At 57.7% G+C, this 12,488-nt stretch carries 10 protein-coding genes; 6 read left to right on the plus strand and 4 right to left on the minus strand.

The window, feature by feature from the left end:
* Nucleotides 1-44 precede the first annotated feature (44 nt).
* Entirely contained in the window at nt 45-356 is a 312-nt protein-coding gene (locus tag FW764_RS05905; protein WP_446433165.1) for a hypothetical protein, read from the plus strand.
* Nucleotides 357-489: 133 nt separating this feature from the next.
* Here FW764_RS05905 and FW764_RS05910 read toward each other — a convergent pair whose 3' ends face one another.
* Both FW764_RS05910 and FW764_RS05915 read right to left on the minus strand, forming a co-directional pair.
* Complete coding sequence (locus FW764_RS05910) at nt 490-1,377, minus strand: lysophospholipid acyltransferase (protein ID WP_446433166.1); 888 nt, start codon at nt 1,375-1,377, stop codon at nt 490-492.
* 40 nt (nt 1,378-1,417) lie between these two features.
* Nucleotides 1,418-1,975, minus strand: a complete 558-nt coding sequence (locus FW764_RS05915) for a DNA-3-methyladenine glycosylase I (protein ID WP_446433167.1) — start codon at nt 1,973-1,975, stop codon at nt 1,418-1,420.
* Between the two features lie 81 nt (nt 1,976-2,056).
* Between FW764_RS05915 and glyQ the strand changes: the two genes are divergently transcribed.
* The 4 genes from glyQ (at nt 2,057) to FW764_RS05935 (ending at nt 6,453) form a co-directional block, all read left to right on the plus strand.
* Nucleotides 2,057-3,010: a glycine--tRNA ligase subunit alpha gene (glyQ, locus tag FW764_RS05920; protein ID WP_003213601.1), complete on the plus strand. Its 954-nt coding sequence runs from the start codon at nt 2,057-2,059 to the stop codon at nt 3,008-3,010.
* Nucleotides 3,007-5,061 (plus strand): glycine--tRNA ligase subunit beta, encoded by a 2,055-nt coding sequence (gene glyS, locus FW764_RS05925; protein WP_446433168.1) that lies wholly within the window; start codon nt 3,007-3,009, stop codon nt 5,059-5,061. The genes glyQ and glyS overlap by 4 nt, the downstream gene beginning before the upstream one ends.
* A complete protein-coding gene (gmhB, locus tag FW764_RS05930) occupies nt 5,061-5,600 on the plus strand; it encodes a D-glycero-beta-D-manno-heptose 1,7-bisphosphate 7-phosphatase (RefSeq protein WP_446433455.1) in 540 nt (179 codons plus the stop codon). Before glyS ends, gmhB begins: the two co-directional genes overlap by 1 nt.
* 82 nt (nt 5,601-5,682) lie before the next feature.
* Nucleotides 5,683-6,453, plus strand: coding sequence for a lysophospholipid acyltransferase family protein (locus FW764_RS05935; RefSeq protein ID WP_446433169.1), 771 nt, complete (start codon nt 5,683-5,685; stop codon nt 6,451-6,453).
* 182 nt (nt 6,454-6,635) lie between these two features.
* Here the strand turns inward: FW764_RS05935 and FW764_RS05940 are convergent, their stop codons facing one another.
* Nucleotides 6,636-8,912, minus strand: a complete 2,277-nt coding sequence (locus tag FW764_RS05940; RefSeq protein ID WP_446433170.1) for a CHASE2 domain-containing protein — start codon at nt 8,910-8,912, stop codon at nt 6,636-6,638.
* Nucleotides 8,913-9,244: 332 nt separating this feature from the next.
* On the opposite strand from FW764_RS05940, the gene FW764_RS05945 reads away from it, so the two are divergent.
* The gene (locus tag FW764_RS05945; RefSeq protein ID WP_446433171.1) at nt 9,245-9,967 is read left to right on the plus strand and encodes a response regulator transcription factor; all 723 of its coding nucleotides are present in this window, start codon (nt 9,245-9,247) and stop codon (nt 9,965-9,967) included.
* Between the two features lie 102 nt (nt 9,968-10,069).
* On the opposite strand, the gene gyrB is transcribed toward FW764_RS05945, so the two are convergent.
* A complete protein-coding gene (gene gyrB / locus FW764_RS05950) occupies nt 10,070-12,487 on the minus strand; it encodes a DNA topoisomerase (ATP-hydrolyzing) subunit B (protein WP_446433172.1) in 2,418 nt (805 codons plus the stop codon).
* Nucleotide 12,488: the final 1 nt, after the last annotated feature.

The raw sequence follows: 12,488 nt of genomic DNA on the forward strand, positions 1-12,488 counted from the left end.
GCTCCCTCGCCACAACAGCCTTCTTTCGCTCAAGGTGACAATAAATGCTCGAATCCCTGGAAAAAATGCTCGCCAAGGGTGTGGATAATTCGTTGCTGCGCTTTGGCTTGGGCAAGGGTTATCTGGACGTGCAGGACAACGCCAAGGCGGCGGAGCATTTGCAAAAGTGTGTCGAGTTTGACCCGAAGTATTCAGCGGCGTGGAAGTTGTTGGGCAAGGCGCAGGCGGGGTTGGGTGATAGTGCTGCGGCGCGGCTGGCGTGGGAGAAGGGCATTGAAGCGGCCCAGGCCCATGGCGACAAGCAGGCCGAAAAAGAGATGACGGTGTTCCTGAAGAAACTCGACCGCCAGGCTTAATCGGAACCAAATGTGGGAGCGGGCTAGCTCGCGAAGGCATAGTGTCAGTCACCTAATGTGTGTCTGATACACCGCCTTCGCGAGCAAGCCCGCTCCCACATTGGTTTTGCATCGACCGTAAGTCAGTCGTATATCAATACCACCGCGCCTCACCCGGTGGGCGTTTCTTGAAGCGCTTCATGCTCCACATGTACTGGCTCGGGTAAGCCCCGACATACCGCTCCACCACCTTGCTCATCGCCGCGCAGGACGTGGCCGTGTCGGTACTGTACATATCGTCCGGCGCCGCTTCCAAAATCACTTTGTAACCCGAGCCGTCCGGCAGCCGCAGCGCATGCAGGAACACGCCCACCGCTTTGCCACCGGCGAGCATGTTCGGCACGAACTTACTGGTCAGCGCCTGGGTGGCGAAGAACGGCACGAAGATACCGGCCGATTCCGCCGGCTCCGGGTCGGCGGGAATACCCACCTGGCCACCCTTGCGCACTTCTTTGATCACGCTAAGGATGCCTTCCTTGGTCGACGCGGCCACGCGGTTGCCCAGTTGCACGCGCTGTTTGCGCAGCAACTCATCCACCGCCTTGAGCTTGGGCGGGCGGTAGAAAATAATCGGTTTGCACTGGTTGCAATAGAAGTGGTTCAACACTTCCCAGTTGCCCAGGTGGCTGGTGATGCCGACCACGCCTTTGCCCGAGGCCAGGGCCTCATGCAGCACTTCCAGGCCTTCGACTTCACGCACCAGGTCGATGGAGCGCTGGGCCGGCCAGATCCAGGCGCAGGCGCTTTCGGTCAGGGACTTGCCGATGTCCATCAGGCTCTGGCCAACCAGGCGCTCACGCGCGGCGGGGTCCATGTCCGGGAAGCACTTGGAGAGGTTGATCCGCACCGTCTCGCGGGAGCGGTTGGGGGTTTTCCACATGATCCAGCCAATCGCCGTGCCGACGGCTTGAACAGCGCGCCAAGGCAACAGGGCAAACAACCGAAGAGCGCCTACCAGCAAGGCGCCTTTAAACTTTTCCACAGGTCACTCCTGATCGTGTGTGGTGCGCAAAGCCGCCATTCTAACCGGCGTTGGCCAAGTCCGCGTAACGGTCGCAGTCCTGAGTGTGATCCATGACCATCCCCGAGGCCTGCATGAACGCGTAGCAAATGGTCGGCCCGACGAACGTGAAACCGGCTTTTTTCAAGGCCCGGCTCATGGCTTCGGCCTCTGGCGTGATAGCCGGGACCTGGCTGCGATCCGTAAAGTGATTGACCTTGGGCACGCCGCCGACAAACGACCAGAGCAAGTCCACCGGGTCTTCCAGCGCCAGCCAGGCCGCGGCATTGCGGCGGGTGGCATTGAGCTTCAGGCGATTGCGCACGATACCCGGGTCGAGCATCAGTGCTTCAATTTCAGCATCGGTCAGCTTGGCCAAACGCTGTGCATCAAAGCCGAACAAGACCTTTCGATAATGCTCGCGTTTGCGTAAAACGGTGATCCAGGACAGGCCCGCCTGGAACCCTTCGAGCAAAAGCAACTCGAACAGACCCTGCGCATCGCGCAGCGGCGTTCCCCACTCCTGATCGTGATAAGCCATGTACAGCGGATCTTCAGAACACCAAAAGCAGCGTGGCATAAGGCTCCAGGGAGTGGTGGCGGGGCCGAATCGGGTATACTCCCGCTCTTTAAATCGCAGCCCAAGTAACAGGTGAATTTCGTGAGCCAGCCTACGCCAGCCGTGCGTACCTTCCAAGACTTGATCCTCGCCCTCCAGCAATACTGGGCAGAGCAAGGTTGTGTGGTACTTCAGCCCTACGATATGGAAGTAGGCGCCGGCACTTTCCACACCGCAACATTCCTGCGGGCCATCGGCCCGGAAACCTGGAACGCCGCTTATGTGCAGCCCAGTCGTCGCCCGACTGACGGCCGCTACGGCGAAAACCCGAACCGTCTGCAGCACTACTACCAGTTCCAGGTGGTACTGAAGCCGAACCCGGACAACTTCCAGGAGCTGTACCTGGGCTCGCTCAAACATGTCGGCCTGGACCCACTGGTGCACGACATCCGTTTCGTCGAAGACAACTGGGAGTCGCCAACGCTGGGCGCCTGGGGCCTGGGCTGGGAAGTCTGGCTCAACGGCATGGAAGTGACGCAGTTCACTTACTTCCAGCAAGCGGGCGGCATCGAGTGCTACCCGGTGACCGGCGAGATTACTTATGGTCTTGAGCGCCTGGCCATGTACCTGCAAGGCGTGGACTCGGTCTACGACCTGGTATGGGCTGACGGCCCATTCGGCAAAGTGACCTACGGCGACGTGTTCCACCAGAACGAAGTGGAGCAGTCCACTTACAACTTCGAACACGCCAACGTTGAGAAACTGTTCGAGCTATTCGATTTCTACGAAAGCGAAGCCAAGCGTCTGATCGAGCTCGACCAGCCGCTGCCGTTGCCAAGCTATGAAATGGTGTTGAAGGCCTCCCATACCTTCAACCTGCTGGATGCCCGCCGTGCCATCTCGGTCACCGCGCGCCAGCAATACATCCTGCGTGTACGCACCCTGGCGCGTTCCGTCGCCCAAGCCTACCTGCTGGCACGCGCCAAGCTGGGCTTCCCGATGGCAACCCCGGATTTGCGTGATGAAGTGTTGGCTAAGCTGGAGGCTGCACAATGAGTGCTCAAGATTTCCTGGTTGAACTGGGCACCGAAGAGCTGCCACCCAAGGCACTCAACACCCTGGCCGATGCGTTCCTGGCCGGTATCGAAAAAGGCCTGCACACAGCCGGCCTGAAATTCGCTGCGAAAAAAGTCTACGCCGCGCCACGTCGCCTGGCCGTGTTGCTAACCGCACTGGAAACCCAGCAGCCAGACCGCAGCATCAACCTCGACGGCCCGCCGCGTCAGGCTGCTTTTGATGCTGAAGGTAACCCGACTCAAGCAGCTCTGGGTTTTGCCAAGAAGTGTGGCGTCGAGCTGAGCGAGATCGACCAGAGCGGCCCAAAACTGCGTTTCAGCCAAGTCATCGCCGGTAAGCCGACGGCGAGCCTGTTGCCGACCATCGTTGAAGACTCCCTGAACGACCTGCCGATCCCTAAGCGCATGCGCTGGGGTGCGCGCAAGGAAGAATTCGTACGTCCAACCCAATGGCTGGTGATGCTGCTCGGTGATCACGTCATCGACTGCACGATCCTCGCCCAGACGGCTGGCCGGAACTCCCGTGGTCATCGCTTCCACCACCCAGAAGCCGTGCGCATCTCCTCGCCCGCCAACTATGCCGCCGACCTGCGCGCTGCTTACGTGCTGGCCGATGCCAATGAGCGCCGCGAGCTGATCAGCAAGCGCACCGAAGAGTTGGCTCGCTTGCAGGAAGGCACCGCCATCGTGCCGCCAAGCCTGCTCGACGAAGTGACCGCGCTGGTTGAATGGCCAGTGCCGCTGGTGTGCTCGTTCGAAGAGCGTTTCCTCGACGTTCCGCAAGAAGCGCTGATCACCACCATGCAGGACAACCAGAAGTACTTCTGCCTGCTGGACGTGGATGGAAAGTTGCTGCCGCGCTTTATCACGGTGGCCAACATCGAAAGCAAGGACCCGCAGCAGATCATCGCCGGTAACGAAAAAGTTGTGCGCCCGCGCCTCACCGATGCCGAGTTTTTCTTCAAGCAAGACAAGAAGCAGAAGCTGGAAGACTTCAACCTGCGTCTGCAAAACGTGGTGTTCCAGGAGAAACTTGGCAGCGTCTACGACAAGGCTGTGCGGGTTTCCAAGCTGGCTGCCTACATCGCGCCGCGCGTTGGTGGTGATGCTGCCTGGGCCGCGCGTGCGGGCCTGCTGTCCAAGTGCGACCTGGCGACCGAGATGGTCGGCGAGTTCCCGGAAATGCAAGGTGTTGCCGGTTACTACTACGCCCTCAATGACGGCGAGCCGGAAGATGTCGCCCTGGCGCTGAACGAACAGTACATGCCACGCGGTGCCGGTGCTGAACTGCCGAGCACCCTGACCGGTGCGGCGGTGGCCATCGCCGACAAACTGGACACCCTTGTGGGTATCTTTGGTATCGGCATGGTGCCTACCGGCAGCAAAGACCCGTATGCCCTGCGTCGTGCGGCCCTGGGCGTGCTGCGCATCCTGATCGAAAAGAAGCTCGACCTCGACCTGGCCCAGGCCGTGGTGTTTGCGGTCGGCCAGTTCGGTGGCAAGGTCAAGCAAGCCGGCCTGGCCGAGCAAGTACTGGAGTTCGTATTCGACCGCCTGCGTGCGCGTTACGAAGACGAAGGTGTGGACGTTTCGGTGTACCTGTCGGTACGTGCCCTGCAACCGGGTTCGGCGCTGGACTTCGATCAGCGTGTGCAAGCCGTACAAGCTTTCCGCAAGCTGCCGGAAGCCGATGCACTGGCCGCCGTGAATAAGCGTGTATCGAACCTGCTGAGCAAGGCCGACAACCTCGGCAATGCCGACGTCGACCCGGGCCTGTTCGCCGATGCCAAGGAGTTCTCGCTGAACTCGGCAATTGCCAAGGCAGAAAACGCGGTGAAGCCGCTGCTCGCCGAACGCAACTACGCCGAAGCACTGGCGCGCCTGGCCACCTTGCGTGAGCCGGTGGATGCGTTCTTCGAAGCGGTGATGATCAATGCCGAAGATGCTGGTGTGCGGAAAAACCGCTACGCCATGCTCGCGCGTCTGCGTGGCTTGTTCATCAACATCGCTGACATTTCCGTACTGGGCTGATCATGTTGAAACTGCTGATTCTCGATCGGGACGGGGTGATCAATTACGACTCCGACGCTTACATCAAGTCGGTGGCGGAATGGATTCCACTGCCCGGCTCGATCGAGGCCATCGCGCAGTTGAGCAAAGCCGGCTGGACGGTGGCTATCGCCACCAACCAGTCCGGCATCGCCCGCGGTTACTACGACATCGCCACCCTGGACGCCATGCACGCGCGCTTGCGCACGTTGGTGGCCGAGCAGGGCGGTGAGGTGGGGCTGGTGGTGTATTGCCCACACGGGCCGGATGAAGGCTGCGATTGCCGCAAACCTAATCCTGGCATGTTGAAAACCATTGCAGAACATTACAAGGTGCCCTTGGCTGGGATATGGTTTGTCGGCGACAGCCTCGGTGACTTGGAGGCGGCCAAGGCCGTCGACTCTCAGCCAGTTTTGGTTAAGACCGGGAAAGGCGAAAAGACCCAGGCGAAAAACCTGCCGGTAGGCACTTTGATTTTTGACGATCTGGCGGCGGTTGCCGCAGAACTTATCAACAACTAGCCGCCCTCGACTTCCTGGCCAAGGATTGTTCGGGAGTGCGCTTTTAACAGGCGGGCCGTGTCCCGCAACGGTAAATGCCGCCATGTCGATCTTGCAGGCCATCAGAACCTTTTTCTTTTACCTGCTGCTGGGCACCAGTTCGCTTCTCTGGTGCACCCTGAGCTTTTTTATTGCACCGTTCCTGCCGTTCAAGGCGCGCTATCGTTTTATCAACGTCTATTGGTGCCGCTGCGCGTTGTGGTTGTCCAAGGTGTTTTTGGGCATTCGCTACGAGATTAAGGGCGCTGAAAACGTCCCGGACCAACCCTGTGTGATTCTGTCGAACCACCAGAGCACCTGGGAAACCTTCTTCCTCTCGGCGTACTTCTCGCCCCTGAGCCAAGTGCTCAAGCGTGAACTGCTGTACGTGCCGTTCTTCGGTTGGGCCATGGCTATGTTGCGTCCGATCGCCATCGACCGTGACAACCCCAAGGCGGCGCTTAAGCACGTAGCCAAGAAGGGCGATGAGCTGCTCAAGGATGGCGTTTGGGTACTGATCTTCCCCGAAGGCACGCGAGTGCCTTACGGCACCGTGGGTAAATTCTCGCGGGGCGGCACCGCCTTGGCGGTCAACGCCAATCTGCCGGTGTTGCCGATTGCGCATAACGCTGGCAAGTTCTGGCCGAAGACTGGCTGGGCCAAACGCGAAGGCACTATCACCGTCGTAATTGGCGAGCCGATGTACGCAGAAGGTGAAGGGCCGCGCGCCATTGCCGCCTTGAATGACCGCGCCGCAGCGTGGAACGAAGCGCAGCAACGGGCGATGGGTTCATTGCCTCCAGAGCCCATCGTTGTCGAGACGCTGGCGACTTGAGCAGCTGTGGATAACCTGTGTACGGTTTGTTGGAAAATTGGCCTTTATTGATCATAACAATCTGATTTACTTACATATTTCTCAAACTCATAAAACCGCTAAAAACGTGCATAAGTTTTTTCGGCATAAAAAAACCGGTCCTTGTGACCGGTTTTTTATGCACAACCAAACAGTATGTTTTTTCAGTCGTCGAGCAGCGGCAGTTGCAAGCTGAAGGTCGAGCCTTTACCTAACTCGCTTTCACATTGGATGCGCCCGCCGTGACGCTCAATAACGGCTTTGACCATGGTCAGCCCCAACCCTAATCCCTCACTGCCTTGGGCTGAATCGAAGCGTCGGTACTGGCTGAACAGCTCCGGCAAATCCTCAGGCGCAATGCCTGGCCCTTGATCGCTGATACGGCATTCCAACCACCCTTGCGCGCCGCAATGGCCCAACGTGACTGTGGTGCCTGACGACGAGTATTTGATGGCGTTTTCCAGCACGTTGAACAGCGCTCGGGTCAGCAATGATTGATCGGCTGAAACCATGCCTTCATCCGCTTCATCCAGGTCGTGGACCAAATGAATACCCTTGAGCTGGGCGATCACCGCGACTTGGTCAAAGGCATCCATGACCAGCATGGCAAACAACGTGGGCTGGAAGTGGTAGCCATCTGCCTCAGCCTTGGCCAATTGCACGAAGGATTCGGTCAGGCTCAAGGCACGCTTCACCTGTTGTTCGATCTGGGCAAATATCGGTGACTCGCCATTGTGCACGTCCAGCAACGCCAGGATCACCGAATGTGGCGCACGCAGGTCATGAGACAGGAAGCGCAGCATTGTCTCGCGGTGCTGTTGGGCTTCGCGCTCTTTGCTCAAGTCCGTGAGGCTCAGCAACCAGCCGAGCGCGACATCGCCTTCGGCCGGCAGCAGGGGCGCAAGCTCCATGCGCAGGCTGCGCTGGTGAATGTCACGAAACTCAATGAGCTCAAGTGCTGAGAGGGCAGGACGAACACCGTTATGCAGTGGCGGATAGCCCAGGTCGGCGAGCTGTTCCAGAAGATTCCTAGTAACCAGATCATTGCCGAACACATCACGGGCAACTCGGTTGGCTAGCAGGATGCTGCCTTGCGGATCGGTAATCAGGGTAGCCACAGGCAAACATTCCAGCCCATCCGCCATAAAACGCCGTGTATCGCGCGTGCGGCTTACCGCCTGCTCAAGCGCGAAGATCCGCCCTTGCAACACGTCGCCTTGGCTAGCGGGCGCGCGTCGACGCTCGGGAAGCACTTTGGGTTCGTCATCCAGCCGGGCCAGCTCCCATCCAAAATACGCAAGGACCACACTCAAACGGCGCCAATTCCAGATCAAATAACTGAGTAGCAGGCCGATCAGGCACGCTGCAGGTGACCACCAGTGGCCAAGGCGCAGCAAGGCCCACGAGCCCAGCAATGCGACAGCCATGCAAGCCAACGTCATCCACAGTGCATAACGCGGCCGATACAACAGCAGCCCCAGCAATAATGCCACCAGAGACGTCGCCATCAAGGCGGCTAGCCAACCAGGTAGATCAACAATGCTGCGTCCCTGCAGCAAGCCGTTAAGGATATTGGCCTGGAGCTCCACACCTGCCGTGGAGCCAACGGTGGAGGAGAGCGGTGTGACAAACCGATCGCCCATTCCATAGGCCGTGGCACCGACCAGTATCTGCCGATCGCGTAGTATTTCCGGCGGTACCTCGCCATGCAAGACGCTGGCGTAGGACACGCTCGGGAAATGACTTTGCACAGTGAAGGGCACACGAATCGCATGTTCACGATGCCAAAGCGGGTTGCTCGGCTCCTGCGGCTGCCCGGGCATGGCTGACGTTTTCCCAGTCAACGTATAGGCCTGCCACGCTAGCTGCGCGAGTGTGTTTCCTGGCGGCCCCTCACGCAAATACAGGCTGCGCACGACACCATCGTTATCCGCTTCGACGTTGATAGGCCCTATGCCTTTGGCGCACTTGAGCAGCGGCAATAACGCTTTATCCGCGGAATCTGCTCCTGCAGTGCCTTCATTCACCAGCGGTAACAAGACATTGCCAGCGTTGCACACAGCATCAGCCAGTCGCTGATCATCCTCTGCATCGCCAGGCTCACTGAAGACCACATCAAACAATATTCCCGCTGGCCTAGCGGCACTGAGCCGATCTATCAGGTCGGCATGCTGGCTACGCGGCCACGGCCAAGGGCCGAGCCTCTTCAGGCTCTGATCATCGATGGTCACCAACAAGATACGTGGGTCAACCGGCAACGGGGTCAGACGCCGAAGGCTGTCATACAGAGGGTTGTTGAGAGCCAGGCCTGGGCTCAGGGAAAGGTAGAGGGTCACTGGCAGCAAGACCATGCCAATCCACAGCCACTCGCGAACCAAACCGTGGAACAGAAGCTGTGCTCGGGTGGGTTGGCGTTTTTCAGCTTTGCGCCAGAGCATCACTGGGCTAACGCCGCAGGGTTGTATGAGCATTGATAGTGGATAGTTGAGCGCGCCATATACCCCGGTTTCTCCCTGTTCGGTGTGAACGATGTACTGAACCCAGTGAAGCTCATATCGGTCTCACTGTTAGATGTTCCTGAGCGCTTCGTGCAGAGCCTTTTCCTTGCGGGCAGGAGTGGGTATCTTCCCTCTAGGTATCAAGGTCTTTCAATGGATTAAAGGCGCTTTGATATCAGCGTAGCGATAGATTCAAGGCCCGCTGAATCTGACCACAATTGTTCAGATTCGATGGCCGGCATTTGCGCCATATTTTTAGTAGAAAGGACACCATCATGCGCGTCGCAATACTGGATGACGAACCCGCTGAATTGCGTCGGGTTGAGCAGACACTGCGACAGATCCCCGGTACCGCAGAGCAACCGTGGTCACTGCATTGCTTCGAGCGCAGTGAAGACCTATTGCGTCAACTACGACGGGAAACCTTCGACCTACTGATACTCGACTGGCAACTGCCCGATATCAGTGGCATCGCATTGCTGCGCTGGACTCGTGAACACATGGAGTCACCGCCCGCCGTCATCATGCTGACCAGTCGCGATGCCGAGAGCGACATCGTCACCGCACTCAACAGCGGAGCGGACGATTACGTCAGCAAGCCTTTTCGACCTAACGAACTTAAGGCACGAGTCAGTGCCGTTTTGCGACGCCATGGCCTACAAAAAACCGCCACCCATGAAGTACAGAGCTTCAACGACCTGACTTTTGACGACGCTGAACTGACCGTTACCCGCGCAGGCAAACCTATCAACTTGACCGAGCGTGAATACCGCTTAGCCAGTTGTTTGTTCGCCAACCTGGCCCGCCCGTTGTCCCGCGAATACCTCTATGAGCGGTTCTGGTCTCATGAAGAAATGGTGTCGTCGCGGCCGCTGGATACACATATCTATCGGCTGCGTAACAAGCTCGGACTGACCGCTGACCGAGGCTGGCAGCTGCTGACGATCTATGGCTATGGCTATCGGTTGGAGAGTGTCGTAACGGCAACCTCCGGTTAAAATCGATGTTCCACGTGGAGCATTTGAAAATTGCTTATTCAACGCCCAATAAAAAAGGCCAACGCTCAGCGTTGGCCTTTTTGCTTTAGCAGGTTTACCTGATCAGAAGTCCAGGTTGGACACCGCCAAGGCATTGCTCTCAATGAAGTCACGACGAGGCTCGACCGCATCACCCATCAGGGTGTTGAAGATCTGGTCAGCGCCAATGGCGTCTTCGATGGTCACACGCAACATGCGACGCTGAGCGGGGTCCATAGTGGTTTCCCATAGCTGATCCGGGTTCATCTCGCCCAGACCTTTATATCGCTGGATGGTGTGGCGCTTGGTGCTTTCCGCCATCAGCCAGTCAAGAGCTTCCTTGAATTCCTTGACCTGCTTCTTGCGCTCGCCACGCTGAATGTAAGCACCGTCGTCCAGCAGGGTGCTCAGTTGCGCGCCGAGAGTAACGACAGTTTTGTAGTCGTTACTGCCGAAGAAGTCGCGGTTAAAGGTGACGTAGTTCGACAGGCCGTGGGAGATCAGTTCAACCTCTGGCAGCCATACGTTACGCTCACGGTCCTCACGCAGGCTGGCTTTGTACACCAGGCCAGACTTCTCGGAAGTGCGCAGACGCGCTTCATATTGTGCCAACCAATTCTGCATGTGAGCGTGATCGCCCAACTGCTCCAGACTCACCGAAGGCAAATAGATGAAGTGCTCAGTCAGCTCCTGAGGGTACAGGCGTGACAAGCGCTTGAGTGTCTTCATCACCATGCGGAAGTCGTTAACCAGACGCTCCAGCGACGCTCCCGAAATACCAGGCGCTTCGTCATTCAAGTGCAAGCTGGCATCTTCCAGGGCCGACTGTGTCATGTACTCTTCCATGGCGTCGTCGTCTTTGATGTATTGCTCTTGCTTGCCCTTTTTCACTTTGTACAACGGCGGCTGAGCAATGTAGATATAGCCACGCTCGATCAGCTCCGGCAACTGACGGAAGAAGAAGGTCAGCAGCAGCGTACGGATGTGCGAACCGTCGACGTCAGCATCGGTCATGATGATGATGTTGTGATAGCGCAGCTTGTCGATGTTGTACTCGTCACGGCCAATACCGCAGCCCAACGCCGTGATCAAGGTGCCGACTTCCTGCGAGGAAATCATCTTGTCGAAGCGAGCTTTCTCAACGTTGAGGATCTTACCCTTCAACGGCAGAATGGCCTGTGTGCGACGGTTACGACCCTGCTTGGCGGAACCGCCAGCAGAGTCACCTTCCACCAGGTACAGTTCGGAGAGGGCGGGGTCCTTCTCCTGGCAGTCAGCCAGTTTGCCCGGCAGGCCGGCGATATCCAAAGCGCCTTTACGACGGGTCATCTCACGGGCTTTACGCGCGGCTTCACGGGCACGTGCAGCGTCGATCATCTTGCCGACAACCAGCTTGGCTTCGTTCGGGTTCTCCAGCAGGAAGTCGGAGAAGTATTTACCCATCTCCTGTTCCACAGCAGTCTTCACTTCGGAAGAAACCAGCTTGTCCTTGGTCTGGGAGCTGAACTTAGGATCCGGAACTTTCACCGAGATAATCGCGGTCAGACCTTCACGTGCATCGTCACCGGTGGTGGCGACTTTGTGCTTCTTGGCCAAGCCTTCTGCTTCGATGTAGTTGTTCAGGTTACGCGTCAGTGCGGAACGGAAACCCACCAAGTGAGTACCACCATCGCGCTGTGGAATGTTGTTAGTGAAGCACAACAGGTTCTCGTTGAAGCTGTCGTTCCACTGCAGAGCGATTTCCACGCCGATACCATCTTCACGCTGGATATTGAAGTGGAAAACCTGGTTGACCGCAGTCTTGTTGGTGTTCAGGTATTCAACGAAGGCACGCAAACCGCCTTCGTACTTGAACAGTTCTTCCTTACCGCTGCGCTCGTCCTTGAGGACGATACCCACACCGGAGTTGAGGAAGGACAACTCACGAATACGCTTGGCCAGAATGTCCCAGCTGAAGTGAATGTTCTTGAAGGTTTCATCCGATGGTTTGAAGTGGATCTGCGTACCGGTGGTCTCACTGTCACCGACGATTTTCATCGGTTCTTGTGGCACACCGTGCACATAGGTCTGTTCCCAGATCTTGCCGCTACGGCGAACAGTCAGGATCAGCTCTTCGGACAGTGCGTTCACTACCGATACACCTACACCGTGCAAACCGCCGGAGACTTTGTAGGAGTTGTCGTCGAACTTACCGCCGGCATGCAGCACGGTCATGATGACCTCGGCCGCCGAAACACCTTCTTCTTTGTGCACATCTACCGGAATGCCGCGACCGTTGTCGCGCACGGTGATGGACTCATCCGGGTGGATGATAATGCTGATGTCGTCGCAGTGACCGGCCAGAGCTTCGTCGATGGAGTTGTCGACCACCTCGAACACCATGTGGTGCAGACCGCTACCATCATCGGTGTCGCCAATGTACATACCGGGACGTTTGCGTACGGCATCCAAACCTTTCAGCACTTTAATGCTGGTCGAGTCGTACGTGTTTTCTTCGCTCATG

The sequence above is a fragment of the Pseudomonas sp. 1152_12 genome (assembly GCF_052850675.1).